20 protein-coding genes are annotated in these 20,069 nt (G+C 63.7%); 11 read left to right on the top strand and 9 right to left on the bottom strand.

Going from position 1 to position 20,069, the window contains the following annotated elements:
- Positions 1-7: 7 nt before the first annotated feature.
- From ACR0LD_RS12355 to ACR0LD_RS12335, 5 genes are all read right to left on the bottom strand, one after another.
- Complete coding sequence (locus ACR0LD_RS12355) at positions 8-523, bottom strand: DUF3035 domain-containing protein (RefSeq protein WP_170341119.1); 516 nt, start codon at positions 521-523, stop codon at positions 8-10.
- Positions 524-573: 50 nt separating this feature from the next.
- Positions 574-1,050: a signal peptidase II gene (gene lspA, locus ACR0LD_RS12350; protein ID WP_480637179.1), complete on the bottom strand. Its 477-nt coding sequence runs from the start codon at positions 1,048-1,050 to the stop codon at positions 574-576.
- On the bottom strand, positions 1,050-2,639 hold the full coding sequence (purH, locus tag ACR0LD_RS12345; RefSeq protein ID WP_480637177.1) for a bifunctional phosphoribosylaminoimidazolecarboxamide formyltransferase/IMP cyclohydrolase: 1,590 nt from the start codon (positions 2,637-2,639) through the stop codon (positions 1,050-1,052). Before purH ends, lspA begins: the two co-directional genes overlap by 1 nt.
- A gap of 21 nt (positions 2,640-2,660) precedes the next feature.
- Positions 2,661-4,400 carry a heparinase II/III family protein gene (locus ACR0LD_RS12340; RefSeq protein ID WP_170372912.1) on the bottom strand — a complete coding sequence of 580 codons (1,740 nt, stop codon included), beginning with the start codon at positions 4,398-4,400 and terminating at the stop codon, positions 2,661-2,663.
- Positions 4,401-4,488: 88 nt separating this feature from the next.
- Positions 4,489-5,748: an RsmB/NOP family class I SAM-dependent RNA methyltransferase gene (locus ACR0LD_RS12335; protein ID WP_480633699.1), complete on the bottom strand. Its 1,260-nt coding sequence runs from the start codon at positions 5,746-5,748 to the stop codon at positions 4,489-4,491.
- An 88-nt stretch (positions 5,749-5,836) separates the two neighbouring features.
- On the opposite strand from ACR0LD_RS12335, the gene ACR0LD_RS12330 reads away from it, so the two are divergent.
- A complete protein-coding gene (locus ACR0LD_RS12330; protein WP_170360604.1) occupies positions 5,837-6,019 on the top strand; it encodes a DUF1674 domain-containing protein in 183 nt (60 codons plus the stop codon).
- 4 nt (positions 6,020-6,023) lie between these two features.
- Here the strand turns inward: ACR0LD_RS12330 and ACR0LD_RS12325 are convergent, their stop codons facing one another.
- On the bottom strand, positions 6,024-6,884 hold the full coding sequence (locus ACR0LD_RS12325) for a LysR family transcriptional regulator (protein WP_170360602.1): 861 nt from the start codon (positions 6,882-6,884) through the stop codon (positions 6,024-6,026).
- A gap of 98 nt (positions 6,885-6,982) precedes the next feature.
- Between ACR0LD_RS12325 and tmpA the strand changes: the two genes are divergently transcribed.
- A complete protein-coding gene (gene tmpA, locus ACR0LD_RS12320; RefSeq protein WP_480637174.1) occupies positions 6,983-8,119 on the top strand; it encodes a 2-trimethylaminoethylphosphonate dioxygenase in 1,137 nt (378 codons plus the stop codon).
- Positions 8,116-8,706 carry a (R)-1-hydroxy-2-trimethylaminoethylphosphonate oxygenase gene (gene tmpB, locus ACR0LD_RS12315; protein WP_480637172.1) on the top strand — a complete coding sequence of 197 codons (591 nt, stop codon included), beginning with the start codon at positions 8,116-8,118 and terminating at the stop codon, positions 8,704-8,706. Before tmpA ends, tmpB begins: the two co-directional genes overlap by 4 nt.
- On the opposite strand, the gene dapB is transcribed toward tmpB, so the two are convergent.
- Complete coding sequence (gene dapB, locus ACR0LD_RS12310; RefSeq protein WP_170444100.1) at positions 8,703-9,512, bottom strand: 4-hydroxy-tetrahydrodipicolinate reductase; 810 nt, start codon at positions 9,510-9,512, stop codon at positions 8,703-8,705. The genes tmpB and dapB overlap by 4 nt on opposite strands.
- Positions 9,513-9,604: 92 nt before the next feature.
- Between dapB and rbfA the strand changes: the two genes are divergently transcribed.
- From rbfA to rpsO, 6 genes are all read left to right on the top strand, one after another.
- A complete protein-coding gene (gene rbfA / locus ACR0LD_RS12305) occupies positions 9,605-10,000 on the top strand; it encodes a 30S ribosome-binding factor RbfA (RefSeq protein ID WP_093964142.1) in 396 nt (131 codons plus the stop codon).
- A complete protein-coding gene (locus ACR0LD_RS12300) occupies positions 9,997-10,740 on the top strand; it encodes a phosphodiester glycosidase family protein (RefSeq protein ID WP_170364721.1) in 744 nt (247 codons plus the stop codon). Before rbfA ends, ACR0LD_RS12300 begins: the two co-directional genes overlap by 4 nt.
- Before the next feature lie 54 nt (positions 10,741-10,794).
- Positions 10,795-11,700, top strand: coding sequence for a tRNA pseudouridine(55) synthase TruB (gene truB, locus ACR0LD_RS12295; protein ID WP_480637169.1), 906 nt, complete (start codon positions 10,795-10,797; stop codon positions 11,698-11,700).
- Between the two features lie 22 nt (positions 11,701-11,722).
- Entirely contained in the window at positions 11,723-12,232 is a 510-nt protein-coding gene (locus ACR0LD_RS12290) for a DUF1643 domain-containing protein (protein WP_170341998.1), read from the top strand.
- A gap of 95 nt (positions 12,233-12,327) precedes the next feature.
- On the top strand, positions 12,328-13,347 hold the full coding sequence (locus ACR0LD_RS12285; RefSeq protein WP_170360588.1) for a calcium-binding protein: 1,020 nt from the start codon (positions 12,328-12,330) through the stop codon (positions 13,345-13,347).
- A 144-nt stretch (positions 13,348-13,491) separates the two neighbouring features.
- Positions 13,492-13,761 (top strand): 30S ribosomal protein S15, encoded by a 270-nt coding sequence (gene rpsO, locus ACR0LD_RS12280; protein WP_005980247.1) that lies wholly within the window; start codon positions 13,492-13,494, stop codon positions 13,759-13,761.
- 74 nt (positions 13,762-13,835) lie between these two features.
- Here the strand turns inward: rpsO and ACR0LD_RS12275 are convergent, their stop codons facing one another.
- Positions 13,836-15,233, bottom strand: a complete 1,398-nt coding sequence (locus tag ACR0LD_RS12275) for a metal-dependent hydrolase family protein (protein WP_480637166.1) — start codon at positions 15,231-15,233, stop codon at positions 13,836-13,838.
- A 42-nt stretch (positions 15,234-15,275) separates the two neighbouring features.
- Between ACR0LD_RS12275 and ACR0LD_RS12270 the strand changes: the two genes are divergently transcribed.
- Positions 15,276-15,599: a potassium channel family protein gene (locus ACR0LD_RS12270; protein ID WP_170341097.1), complete on the top strand. Its 324-nt coding sequence runs from the start codon at positions 15,276-15,278 to the stop codon at positions 15,597-15,599.
- Between the two features lie 103 nt (positions 15,600-15,702).
- Here ACR0LD_RS12270 and ACR0LD_RS12265 read toward each other — a convergent pair whose 3' ends face one another.
- Positions 15,703-17,304: a BCCT family transporter gene (locus ACR0LD_RS12265; RefSeq protein WP_170341096.1), complete on the bottom strand. Its 1,602-nt coding sequence runs from the start codon at positions 17,302-17,304 to the stop codon at positions 15,703-15,705.
- Between the two features lie 611 nt (positions 17,305-17,915).
- On the opposite strand from ACR0LD_RS12265, the gene pnp reads away from it, so the two are divergent.
- Positions 17,916-20,066 carry a polyribonucleotide nucleotidyltransferase gene (pnp, locus tag ACR0LD_RS12260; protein WP_170341993.1) on the top strand — a complete coding sequence of 717 codons (2,151 nt, stop codon included), beginning with the start codon at positions 17,916-17,918 and terminating at the stop codon, positions 20,064-20,066.
- Positions 20,067-20,069 lie beyond the last annotated feature (3 nt).

Below are 20,069 nucleotides of genomic sequence, written 5' to 3'. Positions count from 1 at the left end.
TTAAGAATTATTCATCCGGCGGCGACGAGGGTGTTTCCACGCCCTGTCTGCGCAAAGCTTCGGTCTGCACCTGGGGATCGATGGAATTGCGCTTGTAGACCTGCGAATAGCGGTCCACCTTGAACAGGCGCAACCGCGTCCACCGGCTTTGACGCTTGCGGAAATCCGCATCTTCCTGCGCCAGAACCTGGCGGGTGTTGGGGGAAACGCCATAGCGGCTGGAAGCCGTCACCAGCGCCCCGTCCGACGACGGAATACCAGTGCCGGGGTTCAGCGCCCCGGGATTGCCACCCAACGCAGCCACGGCATCGGCATTCGGGTTCGGGTCGGTCAGGTTCGCGCCACCCGGCGTCGGCGCGGGCAGGAACGCATAATCTTTGGGCTGGGTCAGTGGCTTGACCGGCATGACCGAAAACTCGTCAGGCCCGGGCCCTGGCGCTTCGAGATGGCGCAGGCCGATATCGGAACATCCTGCGACCGCAGCAGCAAGTGTCAGAGCAATAATGGCGCGCGGCATCCGCATCTTGGTCTCCAGCCTGTTTCAGGCGCTTTTATCGCATAACATCCGGCGCGTCACGAGGGCTTTTTGCCTTCGAACAGCACCAACCCGAGGGCACCCGCGAAAATGAACACGTCGGCGAGGTTGAAGACGAACGGGTTGTTGATGCCACAGCAGGACATGTTCAGGAAATCCAGAACGTATCCATAAAGCACCCGGTCAACCACGTTCCCCAACGCTCCGCCGATCAGCAATCCGCCGAAAACCAGCATCCGCCTTGATGCGGCCATACGCCAGAGCCAGACGAAAACGCCGATGCTGATGGCCAGCGAAATAGCGATGAGAAACCAGCGCGCGGCTTCGGAATTGCCCTGAAACAGGCCGAAATTGATGCCGCGGTTCTCGCCGTACCGAAAGGTCAGCAGCGGCGGCAGCACGTCGATGCCGCCGGGCTGGTCGGCCACGCGCAACACGTGGACCACCAGGTACTTGCTGAGCTGGTCGATCACAAATGCGGCCAGCCCGGCCCAGAGCAGAACCCGGGCCCGCATCAGTGACGGAAATGCCGCATGCCGGTGAACACCATGGCCAGACCGGCTTCGTCGGCGGCGGCGATCACCTCGTCATCGCGCATCGACCCGCCCGGCTGGATCACGCAGGTCGCGCCTGCGGCGGCGGCCTCCATCAGCCCGTCGGGGAAGGGAAAGAACGCGTCCGAAGCCACGGCCGAGCCGATGGTCAGCGGTTCGGGCAGGCCCAGACTTTCAGCCATACGCTCGGCCTTCTTGGCGGCGATCAGGGCGGAATCCACCCGGCTCATCTGACCGGCGCCGACGCCCACCGTGGCCTCGTTCTTGACGTAGACGATGGCGTTCGACTTGACGTGCTTGGCCACTTTCCAGGCAAATAGCAGATCGCGCATCTGCTCGGGCGTGGGGGCAAGCTTGGTCACGACCTTCAGGTCATCCATCTCGATATGCCCGTTGTCCTTGTCCTGCACCAGCAGCCCGCCGGCCACCTGGCGCACGGTCTTGCCGCCGGCGCGCACGTCGGGCAGAGCCTCGGTGGTCAGCAGGCGCAGGTTCTTCTTGGCGGCAAAGATCGCCTTGGCCTCGTCGGTGGCGCCGGGGGCGATCACGACCTCGGTGAAGATGCCGGTGATTTCGCGCGCGGTTTCCGCGTCCAGCGGCCGGTTCAGCGCCACGATCCCGCCAAAGGCCGAGGTCCGGTCGCAGTCGAACGCCGCCTTGTATGCCTCGAGCAACGTGGCGCCCGTTGCAACGCCGCAGGGGTTCGCGTGCTTGATGATAGCGCAGGCGGCGCTGTCACGCGGGTCGAACTCGGCCACCAGTTCAAAGGCGGCGTCGGTGTCGTTGATGTTGTTGTAGCTCAGCTCCTTGCCCTGATGCTGCACGGCGGTGGCGACACCGGGGCGGCCCGAGCCATCGACATAGAACGCCGCCTGCTGGTGGCTGTTCTCGCCATAGCGCAGGGGCTGTTTCAGCTCGCCGGCGAACACGCGGCGCTTGGGGGTGTCGATTTGCAGCGCGTCGGCCAGCCAGCTGGACACGGCCGCGTCATAGGCTCCGGTGCGGGCATAGGCTTTCTGCGCCAGCCACTGGCGGAAGCCCAGCGACGTCTTGCCGTAGTTTTCCTCGAGCTGATCCAGCAGGGCCGAGTAGTCTTCGACATCCACCACCACGTTGACGAAGGTGTGGTTCTTGGCCGCGGCGCGGATCATCGCGGGACCGCCGATGTCGATGTTTTCGATGCATTCGTCATAGCCCGCGCCCTTGGCCACCGTTTCCTCGAACGGGTAGAGGTTGACCACCAGCAGGTCGATCGGGCCGATGCCATGCTCCTGCATCGCCGCCACATGGGCGTCATTGTCGCGCAGCGCCAGCAGGCCACCATGCACCATCGGGTGCAGCGTCTTGACCCGGCCATCCATCATCTCGGGGAACCCCGTGACCTCGCTGACATCCTTGACCGCAAGCCCCGCATCACGCAGCGCCTTGGCGGTGCCGCCGGTCGACAGCAGCTCGACCCCGCGGTCGGCCAGGGCCTTGCCCAGATCGATCAATCCGGTCTTGTCGGAAACGGAAAGCAACGCGCGGCGCACGGGGTGAAGGTCGGTCATGGGTCCAAAGATCCTTTTGGCTCAGTCGAAATCGGGCTCGTCCCGGTGCACGTCGCGCACGGCATAGGCTGTATCCTGCGCCTTGCTCAGCGTCCACCGGATGCGCGTCGCATACTCGATTGCGCGGCCGGATAGAACGATCTGTTTTGTCGCGCGGGGCTTCAGACGGCCTTTTTCCAGATAAACGCTTGGCTCAAGAGACAATTTTCCGGCGCCGTCATGGCGAAAAACCCAGATCTCGCCGCTTTTGAGCGCCATCGACACCGCAGACCCCCCCAGATCCAGCGCTGCGTCCACGTCCGGATGCAGGTGAAACCGGATGTCAAAACCGATCCCTGACAGCTTGGATGCGTCAACCGCCCGGTCGAACTGGCGTTTTGCCTTGTCGGTGGCCGTCAGAAGGATGTCTTCACCTGTTACCTCGCGCCCGTCAAAGCGCAGCTCGATCGTACGGGCATGGGTAAGTCCGAACACCTTGGCGTACCCATCATGGCCCGCCATCACGCGCGCGCCTTCGAACGAATCCTCGAACTCTACCGGCACCTCGCTCGGGCCATCCACCAGCGCTTCGTTCGCGGTTCCCTTGGTCGGGGCAGCCAACCGGGCGCTGGAGTATCCATCCAGGCAAAGGGTCGAGTGCGAAGGCGTGGCCCGCCCGGCCCGGCGCCACTCCAACCCGAAGCTTTCGCCCGAACCGCAGTTGACGATCAATGGCCGACGACCCGAGGTCAGCTCGAAAGCCAGCGTCGAGGCGTGCGCCATGTACGAGGCCGCCCCTTTGGCCGGGGGTGCTGCGTCGATGATCACCGTGGTGCGGGCGGCGGCCAGACGGGCATAGCCCATGGTCAGACCTTTGACGGGTTTGGGCTTGACCCCGCTTTGGGCCAGCGCCTGTTCCAACCGGCCTTCTATACCGCGGCCACCGCCGTGAAACCGGGCCAACCCGCCGTCTGCATGACGCAGGCTGCGCAGGGTCGGGGCAATCCGTTTGATTGCTGCCGTCTGAGCGGCGGGCGTACCGCGCCCCACTTCGCTGAGCGCGGCGGATGTCCAGGCCAGTAGGGTAAAGACCTCGAGCAGTTCCTCCGGATTCCGCGTGGGAATGCCGCCTTGGGCGTCGATCTGAGCCTCGCATTCCCGCGCCAAAGCCCGAACGGCCGGGTCCGAGATGTCTTCCATTCCCTCCAGCGCCAAACCGGCCTGAACCAGGCCGGCCAGCGCCTCGAAACGGGGCAGCCCCGGTGTCGCCGCGTGCCAGCGTTTGGACAGGAACCAGGTCTGTTGTGACAGAGACCGGAAAAACAGGCGGCTATGGGCCTCGTCCATACCGCGCAGCAGGAACAGCGCGTGATTGATCCAGCGGATCAGGCGGCGTCCGGTCAGGTCCGGAGCCCAGCCCGGACCCTGCCCCTTGCCGTGGGTTTCGATCCAGCCCCAGACCCAGCGTTGCGCCTTTTCCCGTGCCGCGGCATCACCCACCGCGGCCAGATCGTCCAGCCAGGCAAACCCGTGGCGTTCAGCATCGAATGCGGCGTTGGGGGCCACGACCTCCCACAAGCCCGTGTCCGGGGCTTCGACAAGGTAACCGGCAAACAAGAGATTTCCCGCCACCAGTTGCCGCCCGCGCGCAAATGAACCGACGGTGCGCGGCTCGGGCTGACCGACAAAGCCGCTGACGGGTTTCCGGCGCTGGCTGAGGCGCGCGTAGAGACGGTTCTGAAACCGCACCCATCGGTTGGCCATGGTGTCCGAATTCGACATGACGTGTGTTGCTCTGCCCCTGCCGCTCTGCTGGCGTTTGAACCAACGATAGCCGGGCCGGTTCGTCAAGTCATCGAAAAGCGACCGGTCAGGCCGATTTGTTCAGGCAGGCGATATAAAACCCGTCCATTCCGCCCAGATCGGCCCAAAAATCGGGACGCAGGCGCAGCCCGCCTTCCTCGGTCAGCCAGTCGGGCTGAACGCCGGGCACCTGCAGCGCGGCACGGTCCACCTGCATGTCGGAATGCTGCGGCAAAGCCTCTTCGATCTGCACTTCGCCTTCGTCAGGCAGCAGCGAGCAGGTGCAATAGACCAGCCGCCCGCCGGGTTTCAACAGGGTCCAGGCATGGGCCAGCATCCGGGCCTGCAACTCGATCAGCCCACCGAATTCGGAGCCGTCCTTGGCAAAGGGCAGATCCGGATGCCGCCGGATGGTGCCGGTCGCCGAACAGGGCGCGTCCAGCAGGACCGCGTCGTACTGGCCCTGATGGTCCAGCGCGTCGCCGGAGACCACCCGGGCCGACAGACCGGTCCGTTCGAGGTTTTCCCGCACCCGCGCCAGCCGGGCCTCGGAAATGTCCAGCGCGGTGACCTCAGCCCCCGCCGCCGCCAGTTGCAGCGTCTTGCCGCCGGGCGCGGCGCACATATCCAGAACCCGCTCGCCCGGACGGGGCGTCAGAATCCGCGCTGGCAAGGCGGCGGCGGCATCCTGCACCCACCAGTCTCCGGCCGCATAGCCCGGCAGGGCCGAGACCTGCCCCGCGTCAGCAACCCGCACCGAGCCGGTCGGCAGTTCGGTGCCCATGGGGATCGTTGCGCCGGGTTTTGGCGTCAGGTCCAGCGGCGCGCCGGCGAAATGGGCCTGCTCCATGCCCTTGACCGCATCCGCGCCCCAGGCCGCGATCAGCGGTTCGCGCAGCCAGTCCGGCAGGCGCGGCACCCGCATCTTCGGCCAGGCCTCGGGGCCTTCGGCGGCGATCTTGCGCAGAACCGCGTTGACCAGCCCCTTGAGCCGCCCGTGCTTGCGCGAGCGGCCGACGATCTCGACCATAGCGTTCACGACGCCATGCGCAGCCTCGCCCTGGCACAGTTCGACCGTTCCCAGACGCAGCGCGTTTTGGACGGTCAGCGCCGGTGTGCGCCGCAGATGCCCCTCCAGCAGGCGGTCTGCGCGTTCAAGCCCGCGCAGGGTCTCCAGCGTCAAGCGCTGCGCCCGGGCGCGGTCTTCGGGGGCCAGGCGGTCCAGCGCCCCGGCCGCGAGGCATTCGGACAGCAAGCGCCCGTCGCCCAGGATCTGATCCAGCAGATAGATGGCGCTGCGCCGCGCCGCAGTCGGGGTGTTGGTCATGAAACCGCCTTTGCAAGGTTTTCGCCCGCATTGCCATCAGCGGACGAGGGCGTATATCAAGGCCATGCACGGAAAGGAACCCGATGTCATGAGCGACGACCGCACAGACCTGCCGCCCGCCGCCCGGCGCGCCCTGGCCGAGGCCGAAGAGCGCCGGCGCAAGGCTGAAGCCGAGGCCAAACCCCTGCCCAAGGAGCTGGGCGGACGCGACGGCCTCGATCCCGCGCGCTATGGCGATTGGGAGAAGAAGGGCATCGCGATCGATTTCTGACCGCTCAGACCGCCGCGCGCAGGGCCTGCAGGAAATCGCCGATCAGGGCCTGCTGCTTTTTCGACTGCGCCCGGTCCCGCGGCCAGGTCAGCCAGTATCCGTCGCGGGTTTTCAAATCGGGACGCCCCAGCCGGATCAGACGGCCCGAGGCCAGATCTGCCGAGGCCAGAGCGACCGACCCCAAGGCGACCCCCAGCCCCTGCCGCGCCGCGCCAAGGGCGTGTTCCATCGAATCAAAGCTCAGACCGGTGCGTGGCAGATCCGTGTCGCCCGTCTTCTGCATCCAGTCCTGCCAGCCGGGCCGTTCGCCGCGTAGGTCGATCACCGGCGCGCCCCAGCTGACGCCCGGCGCCGCCATCGGGGTCAGAACCTCGGGCGCGATCAGGTCGGCGGTGCGCCCCGGCCAGCTGCCGCGCCCATAGCGGATCTGAAGCCAGGTCCGCTCGTCCTCCAGCGAGGACCGCCGCGCCACCGAATCCGTGGTGACCTGCACCTCGGGCCGCAGGGCGCGAAAGGCCCCCAGGCTGGGCAGCACGAGTGCCTGGATATGCGAAGACAGCCCGGCCACCCGCAACGCGCGCGGGGCGGTGCCGAACAGATCCTCGGTGTTGCGTTCCAACGCCCGCAGGCTGTCCTGCACCAGCGGCAGATAGCTTTCGCCCTCGACCGTCAGCGACACGCCGCGCGCTTCGCGCACGAACAGGGACCGGCCCAGCCAGGATTCCAGATTGGCGATGCGCTGGCTGACTGCCGCCTGGGTCAGGCCGAACTCGCGCGCCGCGGCCGAAAATCCGCCCAGCCGCCCGGCCGCCTCGAACACGCGCAGCCAGTCCAGCGGGGGCAGGCCGACCTTTTTCTTGCTCATTAGATTTTCCAACCGTCAGATGGAACAAGCCTTAATTGTCGTAATGCCATATCCCGCGTATCTCCTCAATCAAAGCCCGCGCTGAACAGGAGAGCCCCATGCTGCGCCACGCCACCCATGACCCGGCGGTCGTTTCGGTTGAGTTCGAAGACGGCACCCGCGCCCGTTTCCACGCCATCTGGCTGCGCGACAATGCGCTGGACCCGCAGACGCGCGACCCCGGCAACGGCCAGCGCCTGATCACGATCGGCGACATTCCGGCAGAGATCGCGATACAGGCAGCCGAGGTGGCGGGCGGCGACCTGCAGGTGACCTTCGCCCCCGAAGACAAGACCGTCACCTTCCCCGCAAACTGGTTGGCCGCGCATGTCTATGATCGGGACCAGACCCGCCCGATGGGCTGGCTGTCGCCGGGTATCACCACCTGGGACGGCGGGTTCGCGGCCCCGGCTGGCGACTGGACGCAGGTGCATGAAAACCCCGCCGCCAAGCGCGACTGGCTGGCGGCGGTCGCCGAATTCGGCTTTGCCAAGCTGACCGGCGGCCCGACCGAGCCCGGTTCGCTGCTGAAGGTCGCCGATCTGTTCGGGTATGTGCGCGAGACCAACTATGGCCCCTATTTCGAGGTGCGGACCGAGGTGAACCCGACCAACCTAGCCTATACCGGCCTTGGCCTGCAGGCGCACACCGACAACCCCTATCGCGACCCGGTCCCCACGCTGCAGATCCTCTATTGCCTGGAAAACAGCGCCGAGGGCGGGGAGTCGATCGTGGTCGACGGCTTTCGCGCGGCCCAGCGCCTGCGCGACGAAAACCCCGAGGGCTTTGCCCTGCTGGCCGGCTATCCCGCGCGGTTCGAATACCGCGGTTCGGACGGGGTCTGCCTGCGCGCGCGCCGCCCGATGATCGAGCTGTCGCCCGATGGCGAATTGATCGGCATCCGCTTCAACAACCGGTCCTCGGCCCCGTTCGTTGATGTGCCCTTCGACCGGATGGAGGCCTATTACGCCGCTTACCGCCGTTTGGGCGAGATCATCGACGACCCGACCTTGGGCGTGGCGTTCAAGCTGGAACCGGGCGAAAGCTTCATCGTCGACAACACCCGCGTCCTGCATGCGCGTCTGGGATATTCGAGTGCCGGGTCGCGCTGGCTGCAGGGATGCTATGCCGACAAGGACGGGCTGCTGTCGACCCTCGCCGCGATGCGGATGGCGCAACCGGAGGCGGCGGAATGAAACCCGATTTCCAGACCCTGACTCGCGACAACATCGTGGCCTTCATCGCCGATATCTTCGACCGGCGCGGGGGCGAAGAATATCTGGGCGAGCCGGTAACCATGGCCCAGCACATGCTGCAGGGCGCCACAATCGCCGAGCAGAACGGCATGCCCGAAGAGATCATCGTGGGCGCTCTGCTGCACGATATCGGGCATTTCACCTCGGAATTCGGCACCTACCACCCCGACGACACCGAGGACCGCCACCACGAGGATGCCGGCGCCGAGGTGCTGGAGCGGTTCTTTCCGTCGGTCATCACCGATTGCTGCCGCTATCACGTCGCGGCCAAGCGGTACCTGTGCGCAACCAGGCCCGAGTATTTCAACCGCCTGTCGGCGGCCTCGGTCCATACGCTGGAATTGCAGGGCGGCCCGATGAGCGCCGAGGAAGTCGCCGCATTCGAGGCCAACCCGAACCTGAAGGAAATCATCCAGGTCCGGTATCTGGACGAGGCCGGCAAACGGCCCGACATGGACACCCCCGACTTCGACCATTTCGCGCCGATGGTTCAGCGCATGGTCGACCGGCATCTGGGCGAGGGTTAAAGCCCCAGCACATCCACCATGTCATATTGGCCGGGGGCCTTGCCCTGCCCCCACAGCGCCGCCTTCAGCGCGCCTCGGGCAAAGATCGCCCGGTCGGTCGCCACGTGGCGCAGCACGATCCGTTCGCCCGGCGCCGCGAACAGCACGTCGTGTTCGCCAACGATGTCGCCACCGCGGATGGCGTGGAAGCCGATATGGCCCCGCTGCCGGGCGCCGGTGATCCCGTCGCGGCCCCTGTCGGCGACATCGGCCAGTTGCACGCCCCGCCCCTCGGCCGCGGCCTCGCCCAGCATCAGCGCCGTGCCCGAGGGCGCATCGACCTTGTGATGGTGATGCGCCTCGATCACCTCGATGTCGAAATCCTCGTCCAGCGCGGCGGCGACCTTCTTGGTCAGCTGCACCAGCAGGTTCACGCCCAGGCTCATGTTTCCGGCCCGCACGATCACCGCATGGCGCGCGGCGGGTTCCAGCGCGGCGATCTGTTCGTCGCTCATGCCGGTGGTGCCGATCACATGCACGCAGCGCGCCTGCGCCGCCAGCGCGGCGAACTCCAGTGTCGCCTCGGGCGCGGTGAAGTCGATCACCGCCTGGGCCTGGGCAAAAGCCTCGAGCGGATCGTCCGTGACGGTCACGCCCAGCGGCTGGCCGCCCATCGCGGTGCCCACGTCCTCGCCGATCCAGTCATGGCCCGTGCGCTCGACCGCACCGACCAGCCGCGCCTGTTCGCTGTCGGTGATGGTCTTGATCAGCATCTGCCCCATCCGGCCCGAAGCCCCGGTCACGACGATTCCCGGAATATGCGTCATTGCGCTGGTCCTTCTTCTGAAATTCGGCTCAAAGCCTCCTACCCGGTTCGGGGCCGCTTGGCAAAGCCCCGCTTTGCGCTTAGATCGGGGACATGGCTAAGAACAAATTCCACGACGGCCCCGGCCCCTCGCAACGGCAGCTTCGCGTCGGCGAACTGATCCGCCGCACCCTGTCCGAGGTGCTGGCGCGCGGCGACGTGCACGACCCCGACCTGAACCGCCTGTCGATCACCGTGGGCGAAGTGCGCACCTCGCCCGACCTCAAGATCGCCACCGCCTACGTGCTGCCGCTGGGCGGCAAGGGGCAGGACACCGTGATCGAGCTGCTGGCCCGCAACAAGGGCGAGCTGCGCCGCATGGTCGGCAAGAAGGTCGGCCTGAAATTCGCCCCCGACCTGCGCTTCCGGCTGGACGAAACGTTCGACCGCATGGACGACACACGCCGGATGTTCGAACAGGACGCCGTGCGCCGGGACCTGGACGAGTGATCCGCAGGACCGCCGCTTTGATCGCGTTGCTCTGGGCCGGACAGGCCGGTGCGGTGACCTGCGAGCGCGTGGCACACGAAGACCGGCGCTATACCGTGTGCGAAGTCGACGCCACCACCGAGGACCTGCGCCTGTTCCTGTATGACGAAGCGGGCCAAGTGCTGGGCCACTTCTCGTCGGTGAACGAGGAACTGGCCGATGCGGGCCAACGCCTGAGCTTTGCGATGAATGCCGGCATGTATCACGAGGACCGCTCGCCCGTGGGCCACTATGTCGAAGACGGGCAGGAACTCATGCGCGTGATTCCCAACGCCGGACCCGGCAATTTCGGCCTGCTGCCCAACGGGGTGTTCTGCATCCGCGAAGGCCGTGCCGACGTGTTCGAGACGCTGGACTATCTAGATCGCAAGCCCGACTGCCGCTTTGCCACCCAATCCGGCCCGATGCTGGTGATCGACGGCGAATTGCATCCGCGGTTTCTAAAGGATTCGACCTCGCGCTATGTGCGCAACGGGGTGGGCACCAGCGCCGATGGCAGCCGTGCGGTATTCGTGATTTCCGAAGATTACGTCACCTTCCACGAGTTCGGCCGCCTGTTCCGCGACGTTCTGAACACGCCCAACGCGCTATTTTTCGACGGCAACATCTCGCGCATGTATGATCGGGCGGCGAACCGATCGGACGTGGGATTCTCGCTGGGGCCGATCGTCGGCGTGGTCGAGGACATCCCGGCAAATTGACAGCGCCGGACCGATCCGCTAGGTCGCGCGCCTCAGCAGAATTCTAGGTGCATCATGGGACGCAAACGCAAGGGTCGTGACATTTCCGGTTGGCTGGTGGTCGACAAGCCGGCAGGCATGACCTCGACCGCCGTGGTCAACAAGGTCCGCTGGGCGCTGGACGCCAAAAAGGCGGGCCATGCCGGCACGCTCGACCCCGAAGCCACCGGCGTTCTGGCCGTCGCTTTGGGCGAGGCCACCAAGACCGTTCCCTACATCACCGATGCGCTCAAGGCCTATACCTTTACCGTGCGTCTGGGTCAGGCAACCAATACCGACGATGCCGAGGGCGAAGTGATCGCGGAAAGCGGCCTGCGCCCCACCGATGACGAGATCAAACAGGCCCTCTTGCCCTTCGTGGGCGAGATCATGCAGGTGCCGCCCAAGTTCTCGGCGGTCAAGATCGACGGACAGCGCGCCTACAAGCTGGCCCGCGACGGCGAGGATGTCGAACTGGCCGCCCGGCCCTTGTGGGTCGAGGAACTGGTGCTGGTCGACCGCCCCGATCCCGACCATGTCGTGCTGGAAATGACCTGCGGCAAGGGCGGCTATGTCCGTTCGATCGCACGCGATCTGGGTGAGACGCTGGACTGCCATGGCCACGTCAAGGAGCTGCGCCGGATCTGGTCCGGCCCGTTCGAGGCCGAGGACGGCCTGAGCATCGAGCAGATCGACGAGATGGCGAAAACCCCGGCGCTGGATGAGCACCTGCGCCCGCTGGAAGAAGGGCTGGCCGACCTGCCCGAGCTGAAATGCACCCCCGAAGGCGCCACCCGCCTGCGCAACGGCAACCCCGGCATGGTTCTGGCCGGCGACGTGGAATACGGCGACGAGGCCTGGGCATCGTTCGACGGCAAGGCCGTGGCGGTGGGGGTCTACAAATCCGGTGAACTGCACCCCAGCCGGGTGTTCGCCGGTTAGGTCTCGTGCTAAGCGAAGGCGCATGATCACCCGGTCCCACACCAAGGGCGACGCGCCCTCGACAGCCGTCTATTCCGACTGCGAACGCTATCGCTACAGCCTGACCCGCATCTGGGATCCAGCCGGGCGCCGGGCGCTGTTCGTGATGCTGAACCCTTCGACCGCGACCGAGGTGCAGAATGACCCGACCGTCGAGCGTTGCGAGCGGCGCGCGCGGGCTTTGGGGTTCGGGGCGTTCCAGGTGACCAACATCTTTGCCTGGCGCGACACCGACCCGCGCAAGATGCGCGCGGCGGCCGATCCGGTGGGGCCCGAGAACGATGCCGCCATCCTGGCCGGCGTGGACTGGGCCGATCAGGTGATCGCCGCCTGGGGCACCCATGGCGCGCATCTGGATCGCGGCCCGGCGGTCGAGCGCCTGCTGCGCGGCACCGGCCAGCCGCTGTTCCACCTGGGGCTCAGCAAGGCAGGCCACCCCAAGCATCCGCTCTACATCGCGTATACCCAGCAACCCGAACCGTGGAACCGGTGACAAAGGGTTAACCACAGACTCAGGTTGGCTTTGACCAACCCTCTGGCGACATGGGATATTTCACACTCGGGGCGGCACGCTTTCGGAGGGTTCCCATGTTTCTGCTCGGATTGTTCGGCCTGGCCGCAATGGGCGGCGCAGCATACGCGATCAGCGACGTATTCTCGGGGGATGAGGACGAGGACAACGACGATGTCATCGAAGAAGATGCCGTCGAAGACATTCCCGAAGGAAATCTGCTTGAGATTGACGATTCTTTCGAAGACCCGGCCGAGGCCGAGGATGCGTCCACCGGAACCATACTTTCGGACGTGGACGGAAACCTGGTCATCGCCGGCGGACCGGGCGTGGACAATCTGAGCGGGGTCGAGGGCAACGATCAGATCAACGGCTATGACGGCGATGACATTATCGATGGTGGCGCCGGAAATGATACGTTGTTCGGCGCTGACGGGGATGACACGCTAAACGGAAACACTGGCAATGATGTTCTGCACGGTGGCAACGGTCACGATGACCTCTCGGGGAATGCCGGTGACGACATATTGTACGGCCATGCCGGCGACGACCAGTTGGTTGGTGGCGAAGGCGATGACGATCTGTACGGCGGTCAGGGCAACGATGACCTTGCCGGGGGTGAGGGCGAAGACGCGCTGCAAGGCGGCGACGGCGAAGACATGCTCGCCGGCGGCGCAGGGGCAGACACGCTGTTCGGCGGTGATGGCGACGACACTCTGACCGGCCGGGACGATGGCGAGACGCCCGCCAGCGATTTTCTGAACGGCGGCGCGGGGGACGACACGATCCGGGCCGGTGCCGGAGATGTCGTCACCGGCGGTCAGGGAGCGGACCAGATCGCCATCGACGGAGCGGGCACCGGGAAGGAAGTCAGCGTCGTGGATTTCACCCCCGGAGAAGACAAGCTGCTGATCGAATGGAACGGCCCTGACGCGCCCGATATCGGGATTGAACAAGACGCGGACAACGCCGATCTGACGCGCGTTCTGGTCAACGGGCGTGAGGTGGCCTATCTGTTCGGCGCCCAAGGTCTTGGGCCCGAAGATATTCAACTGACTCCGGGTCTGGACCCGACCCTGACCAGCCCCAAGGGCTGAGATACGCAGAATCCCTTTGCCATTTATTCCGATTGCGCCTATACGCGCCCATCCGCATCGGAATCGGTGCGGTTTTCTCCATGGGCCTGTGCTGGACGACATCCCGGCCTGCGCCATCAACTCTAACCTTCGAAGGAGACCCCGATGTCGATCACTGCTGAAGAAAAAGCACGCGTCATGAAAGAATTCGCAACCAAGGACGGCGACACCGGTTCGCCGGAAGTCCAGGTTGCTATCCTGACCTCGCGCATCAACACCCTGACCGAGCACTTCAAGACCCACAAGAAAGACAACCACGGCCGCCGTGGTCTTCTGAAGATGGTCGCCCAGCGCCGCAAGCTGCTGGACTACCTGAAGGGCAAGGAAGAAGCGCGCTACCAGGACCTGATCAAAAAGCTGGGCATCCGCCGCTAAGCGCGGACTACACCGCTTTCAAGTTCGAGACGCCCGCCATTTGGCGGGCGTTTTTTTTCAGAGGCGCGCGGCGTTCAGTCCAGCGTGTTCTTGTAGACCAAACCGTCTTTCATGATCAGGTCGAAGTACTCGCCCGGATTCCCAACCAACTCAAGGTTTTCAAGCGGATTGCCGTCGACGAGGATCAGGTCGGCATAGGCACCCTCTTTGATGACCCCCAGCGGGCCGTCTTGATACGGGTGCCGGGGGCCGCTCAGTTCCAGCAACCGGGCGTTTTCAGAAGTGGCGATTTTCAACACTTCATACGGGGTGAACCATTCGCCCAATCGCACCAGATAAAGGCTTTGTTGATACGCCTTGGAGGCGTCCAGAAGCTGGTCGGTCCCAAAGGCCAGGTTCACCCCCACCTCTTTGGCCATCGGGTACAGGTTCGCAACGGCATCTGTGACCTGCTTGTATTTTGCCGCGCTGACCGGGCTGTCCCAGACCATGTCCTCTTCTTTCATGGTCTGGGGGCTTAGCCATGCCCCTTTTTCTTTCATGAGCTCGAGCGTTTCACGAGACGCGAAGAAACCATGCTCGATGCTCATGACGCCGGCTTCGACTGAGGTGCGAATCCCGCGGTCCGTCATTACATGGGCCAGTACGTAAGTATTGAAGTTCGCAGCTTCTTCGACGACCGCTTCGATCTCATCAACAGAGTATTCGCTCACATCCAGCGGATCATACTGTGAGGATACGCCACCGCCCGTAGTTATTTTGACTTGGGAGGCACCGTACTTGAGAATCTCGCGGGTCCTTTTGCGAACCTCGGGGACCCCATCGGCCACCATCGCCATCATGTTCTTTTCCCAATAACTCAACTCGGAAGTCGAGTTTCTTGGGTTTTCCAACAAACTGTGGAAATCGGCATGACCCGATGTTTGGCTCATGAACGGCCCCGAAGGCAGAATGCGGTGCCCGGGGTATTCGCCGGAATCGATCAGTCTCTTGATTGCAAATGGATTGCCGCCGGGATCGCGCACTGTTGTGAAGCCGCGCATCAGGGTTTCCTTTGCCCCTGTCATCGAACGAATGGCCACTTCCGACATATCGCCTTGATTGAAGATCAAGACGGTTGCTGGGGTATACGCATATGTCGTGTGCCAGTGTACATCGATCAGACCCGGGATCAGGGTGCGTCCACCGCCGTCGATCACCGTTGCTCCTTCGGCCGAGATCGGGTCCGCCGACACAGCTGCAATCAGGTTGCCCTCGATCAGAACATTCGCGTTCTCGATGCGCCCGTCGTTGACGCCATCAAATACATGCACATTGGTGATCAGGGTCTGAGCCGGGTCTTGCTGCGCGGAAACCGAGGTGGCGGCAAGCAGCGCCACCAAAAGATGACTACGCATGAAGTATCTCCTGTCAAACATCGCCATCTTAGCAAATAATCCGATTTGTACATGCGGAAATTCGCGCAAAAACATGCATCCTGAACGTACCCTCGAAACAGCCGAAAGGCGTATAGAATGATAGCTCTGATCCTCAATGCCTACCGTCTGCTCAAGGCGATCGTCCGATCGTGGGATGATCCGCATTTTCGGGGCGGTTTGCTGCTATGTATTCTTATTCTTCTGTCCGGGACGCTGTTCTACAGCAGCGTCGAGGGCTGGCATTGGGTTGACGCGCTGTATTTCAGCGCGACCACATTATCGACGGTCGGGTTCGGCGATCTGTCCCCGGCGACCAAGATCGGCAAGGTCTTCACCGTGATCTACATTTTCGTCGGGGTCGGCGTGTTCATCGCAATGTTCATTCAATTTGCGAAGGCTTTGTTGCGAGATCCTGAATAGAGACTTCCGACCCGGGTCAAACCTTCGGAACTTACAGCTGGGTCCGGTTAAAGCGAAAAAACACCCGCCAATTGGCGGGCGTTCATAGGCCGTCGAGGGCGGCTCAGATCTTGGCGCGCTCAGACTTCAGCGCCAGCCACAGACAGTAGCACATGATCAGCACCACAAGCGTGAACGGGATGCCAGTTGACACCGCCGCACCTTGCAGCGCGGCAAGGCCGCCACCCAGCAGCAGCGCGATCGCGACCAGACCTTCCAGCGTGCACCAGAACACACGCTGCACCACCGGGGCGTCCATCTTGCCGCCGGCGGTGATCGTATCGATCACCAGCGACCCCGAGTCGGATGAGGTGACAAAGAAGACCACGATCAAAATCAGCGCGATCGGGGCCACGATGCCGTAGAGCGGCAGCTCTTTCAGGAAGCCGAACAGCGCGCCTTCGGGGGCATAGCTGTCGATCACCGTGGCCTTGACGCCCTCGGCACCGCCGACGTTCAGCATGTCGATTGCCGCGCCACCAAAGGTGGACATCCACAGCGCACAGACCGCCGTGGGCGCCAGCAGCGCGCAGATCACGAATTCACGCACCGTGCGCCCCTTGGAGATGCGGGCGATGAACATGCCCACGAAAGGCGACCACGCGATCCACCAGGCCCAGTAGAAGGTTGTCCAACCGTGGAAGAAGCTGGTGTCTTCGCGCCCGAACGGGTTCGACAAAGCCGGCAGCAGCCTGACGTAATCGGTCATCACGCTGAAATAGCGCGAGATCGCCGTGCCGATCCCGGTCACTGCAATCACGAACAGGAACAGGCCCACGGCCATGATCATGTTGATCTCGCTGAGCCGCTTCACACCCGCGTCCATGCCCATCAGCACCGAGCCCAGCGCGATCATCGTGATACCGATGATCAGCAGGACGACGACGGTGGGGCTGGGTTCGATGCCGAACACCTCGTAGAGACCGGCGGCAACCTGCTGCGCGCCCAGCCCCAGCGATGTGGTCAGGCCGAACAGGGTGGCAAACACCGCCAGCGTGTCGATCGCATGGCCCCACCAGCCCCAGACACGCTCGCCCAGCAACGGGTAGAAGGCCGAGCGCAGGGTCAGCGGCAGGCCGAGATTGTAACTGAAGATCGCGAGGCTCAGGCCCACGGCGGCGTAGACCGCCCAGCCCTCCAGCCCCCAGTGGTGGATGGTACCGACAACACCAATGTATTCATTGCCCGGCACCGCGATGTCGATGCCCAAAGGACGGGCGCCGCCATCCTCGGCGAAATTGTAGTAGACCGGCTCTAACACGCCGAAAAACAGCAATCCGATGCCGATCCCGGCCGCGAACATCATCGCAATCCAGCCGGCGTAGGAGTAGTCGGGCTTGGCGTCTTTGCCGCCGATGCGCACCTTGCCCACCGGCAGAACGATCAAGGCCAGGCAGAACAGTGTGATTGCATCCACCGACAGGACGAGGAACCAGTCGAAGGTGCTGGTCAGCCACGGCCGCAGCCAACCGAAGAACGTTGCTGCGGCCTCTTGATTGGCGAGAGCGATCAGCACGAAGGCAAAGATCAGGATGCTTGAGATAAGAAAAACCGGGTTGTGAATATCCAGCCCGAATGGGCGAACATTGTCCTGCCCCAGCTCGTATTCCGTTTCGAAATCATAGATCCGCGGATCCGGATCCAGCATTTTCTTGGTCTGAGACATGTGGCCGTCCCTTTCGTTCGCGCGAATTGCAAACGCCAAGGTATTCGGCCGTCGGACGACAGTGAGTAGTCTTACCCCCTTGGCGCCTTTTCGTCGTCTGGACCGCGGGTTCCGTGGTAAGAGGCTACACTGCAATCACTTTTTCACAAAATGCATTCGCCTGCGGGAATATGTCTGCGCATGGCCAGCGATGGCCTGACCGAGGTCGAGAGGACGGGGTCGCATTAGTTTCGCGGCTTTCCTACCACCGTCGCAGCCCGGAGTTTCTCTCCAGCCTCTGCCGCGCCGATTTCCGATCTGCATATCCTCGATGACGAGCGATGGTCCTGTTTGCGAGCGGGTGCACGCCAGATGCTATGCGGGCTTACGCATCGGAACGTTCGCGGTGTCGGCTGACGCAAAGGCGAACCACGGCAGATGCAGGACCGTGTGCCTTCTGCGGCCTTATCCCTTTCAATCCGACGCAATCTCATGTATGCGCGCGGTATCTGAGACGTTGTGCCCTGACCCCGGCACTCGAATGGAAGATAAATTGGGGTCGGCGGCAATGGGGCCGCCACGCAAAACGGGAGACCCGCAGGGGCGGGAGTGCTCCCATCTAGGATACGCATATGTTTGATGTAACGAAGAAATCGATGCAGTGGGGCGAGGAAACGCTCACACTGGAAACCGGCAAGGTTGCCCGTCAGGCTGACGGCAGCGTGATTGCCACGCTGGGCGAGACCAGCGTCATGGCCAACGTGACCTTTGCCCGGGAACAGAAGCCCGGTCAGGACTTTTTCCCGCTGACCGTGCACTATCAGGAAAAATACTATGCCGCCGGCAAGGTGCCGGGTGGCTTCTTCAAGCGCGAGGCCCGTCCGACCGAGAAAGAGACGCTGACCGCGCGCCTGATCGACCGTCCGATCCGTCCGCTGTTCGTTGACGGGTTCAAGAACGAAGTTCTGGTGATGTGCACCGTACTGAGCCACGATCTGGTCAACGACCCCGACATCGTGGCGATGATCGCCGCATCGGCGGCCCTGACCATCTCGGGCGCGCCCTTCCGCGGCCCGATCGCCGGTGCCCGCGTTGGTTTCGTGGATGGCGAGTACGTCCTGAACCCGACCGTGGACGACATGCAGGACCTGCGCCTGAACCCTGAACAGCGTCTGGATCTGGTTGTGGCCGGCACCAAAGACGCCGTGATGATGGTGGAGTCGGAAGCCTACGAGCTGACCGAAGCCGAGATGCTGGGCGCCGTGACCTTCGCGCACGAACAGATCCAGCCGGTGATCGACCTGATCATCTCGCTGGCCGAAGACGCCGCGAAAGAGCCCTTTGCCTTCGAAGCCCCCGACTACTCGGAGCTGTACGCTGCCGTGAAAGCTGCCGGTGAAGAGCAGATGCGTGCCGCATTCGCAATCACCGACAAGCAAGAGCGCACCGCAGCCGTCGCTGCCGCGCGCGAGGCCATCAAGGCCGCTCTGACCGAAGAGCAGCTTGAGGACTCGAACCTGGGTTCGGCGATGAAAAAGCTCGAAGCCAGCATCCTGCGCGGCGACGTGGTGAAGGGCGGCAAGCGGATCGACGGTCGTTCGACCACCGACGTGCGCCCGATCGTGGCCGAAACCGGCCTGCTGCCGCGGACCCATGGTTCGGCCCTGTTCACCCGAGGTGAAACCCAGGCGCTGGCCGTGACGACGCTGGGCACTGGTGACGACGAGCAGTTCATCGACGCGCTGCACGGCAACTTCAAATCGAACTTCCTGCTGCACTATAACTTCCCGCCCTACTCGGTCGGCGAAGTGGGCCGCGTTGGTTCGCCCGGTCGCCGCGAAATCGGCCACGGCAAACTGGCATGGCGCGCCCTGCAGGCGGTTCTGCCGGCTCCGACCGATTTCCCCTACACCATCCGCGTGGTGTCCGAGATCACCGAGTCGAACGGCTCGTCCTCGATGGCATCGGTCTGCGGCGGTTCGCTGTCGATGATGGATGCGGGCGTTCCGCTCAAGGCTCCGGTGGCCGGTGTGGCCATGGGTCTGATCCTGGAAGACGACGGCGACTATGCCGTTCTGACCGACATCCTGGGTGACGAAGACCACCTGGGCGACATGGACTTCAAGGTTGCGGGTACCGAAAACGGCATCACCTCGCTGCAGATGGACATCAAGGTCGCGGGCATCACGCCCGAGATCATGGAGAAAGCCCTGGCTCAGGCCAAGGACGGCCGTCTGCACATCCTGAACGAGATGAGCAAGGCGCTGAGCGAGACTGCCGAGTTCTCGATCCACGCACCGCGCATCGAGACCATGCAGATCCCGACCGACAAGATCCGCGAAGTGATCGGCTCGGGCGGCAAGGTGATCCGCGAGATCGTGGAAACCAGCGGCGCCAAGGTCGACATCAACGATGACGGCATCATCAAGATCGCATCGCCCGATGGTGAGTCGATCAAGAAAGCCTACGAGATGATCCACTCGATCGTGGCTGAGCCGGAAGAAGGTCAGATCTATACCGGCAAGGTCGTGAAAATCGTCGATTTCGGCGCCTTCGTGAACTTCTTCGGCAAGCGTGACGGTCTGGTCCACGTGTCTCAGATCGAAAACCGTCGCCTGAACCACCCTTCGGACGTTCTGAAGGAAGGCCAGGAAGTGAAGGTCAAACTTCTGGGCTTCGACGATCGCGGCAAGGTCCGCCTGTCGATGAAATGCGTGGATCAGGAAACCGGCGAAGAGATCGTGCCCGAGAAGAAAGAAAAGAAAGAGGAAGGCGCGGAATAATCC

Source organism: Ruegeria sp. BF8, assembly GCF_056538625.1.
Note: the sequence above shows the minus strand (reverse complement) of the source record. Positions and strands in the feature narration are given on the sequence as shown.

What these genes read in the sequence shown, in the direction of transcription:
- ACR0LD_RS12355 (WP_170341119.1), bottom strand. Translation starts at nt 523, where the DNA reads ATGCGGATGCCGCGCGCCATTATTGCTCTGACACTTGCTGCTGCGGTC.
- lspA (WP_480637179.1), bottom strand. Translation starts at nt 1,050, where the DNA reads ATGCGGGCCCGGGTTCTGCTCTGGGCCGGGCTGGCCGCATTTGTGATC.
- purH (WP_480637177.1), bottom strand. Translation starts at nt 2,639, where the DNA reads ATGACCGACCTTCACCCCGTGCGCCGCGCGTTGCTTTCCGTTTCCGAC.
- ACR0LD_RS12340 (WP_170372912.1), bottom strand. Translation starts at nt 4,400, where the DNA reads ATGTCGAATTCGGACACCATGGCCAACCGATGGGTGCGGTTTCAGAAC.
- ACR0LD_RS12335 (WP_480633699.1), bottom strand. Translation starts at nt 5,748, where the DNA reads ATGACCAACACCCCGACTGCGGCGCGGCGCAGCGCCATCTATCTGCTG.
- ACR0LD_RS12330 (WP_170360604.1), top strand. Translation starts at nt 5,837, where the DNA reads ATGAGCGACGACCGCACAGACCTGCCGCCCGCCGCCCGGCGCGCCCTG.
- ACR0LD_RS12325 (WP_170360602.1), bottom strand. Translation starts at nt 6,884, where the DNA reads ATGAGCAAGAAAAAGGTCGGCCTGCCCCCGCTGGACTGGCTGCGCGTG.
- tmpA (WP_480637174.1), top strand. Translation starts at nt 6,983, where the DNA reads ATGCTGCGCCACGCCACCCATGACCCGGCGGTCGTTTCGGTTGAGTTC.
- tmpB (WP_480637172.1), top strand. Translation starts at nt 8,116, where the DNA reads ATGAAACCCGATTTCCAGACCCTGACTCGCGACAACATCGTGGCCTTC.
- dapB (WP_170444100.1), bottom strand. Translation starts at nt 9,512, where the DNA reads ATGACGCATATTCCGGGAATCGTCGTGACCGGGGCTTCGGGCCGGATG.
- rbfA (WP_093964142.1), top strand. Translation starts at nt 9,605, where the DNA reads ATGGCTAAGAACAAATTCCACGACGGCCCCGGCCCCTCGCAACGGCAG.
- truB (WP_480637169.1), top strand. Translation starts at nt 10,795, where the DNA reads ATGGGACGCAAACGCAAGGGTCGTGACATTTCCGGTTGGCTGGTGGTC.
- ACR0LD_RS12290 (WP_170341998.1), top strand. Translation starts at nt 11,723, where the DNA reads ATGATCACCCGGTCCCACACCAAGGGCGACGCGCCCTCGACAGCCGTC.
- ACR0LD_RS12285 (WP_170360588.1), top strand. Translation starts at nt 12,328, where the DNA reads ATGTTTCTGCTCGGATTGTTCGGCCTGGCCGCAATGGGCGGCGCAGCA.
- rpsO (WP_005980247.1), top strand. Translation starts at nt 13,492, where the DNA reads ATGTCGATCACTGCTGAAGAAAAAGCACGCGTCATGAAAGAATTCGCA.
- ACR0LD_RS12275 (WP_480637166.1), bottom strand. Translation starts at nt 15,233, where the DNA reads ATGTTTTTGCGCGAATTTCCGCATGTACAAATCGGATTATTTGCTAAG.
- ACR0LD_RS12270 (WP_170341097.1), top strand. Translation starts at nt 15,276, where the DNA reads ATGATAGCTCTGATCCTCAATGCCTACCGTCTGCTCAAGGCGATCGTC.
- ACR0LD_RS12265 (WP_170341096.1), bottom strand. Translation starts at nt 17,304, where the DNA reads ATGTCTCAGACCAAGAAAATGCTGGATCCGGATCCGCGGATCTATGAT.
- pnp (WP_170341993.1), top strand. Translation starts at nt 17,916, where the DNA reads ATGTTTGATGTAACGAAGAAATCGATGCAGTGGGGCGAGGAAACGCTC.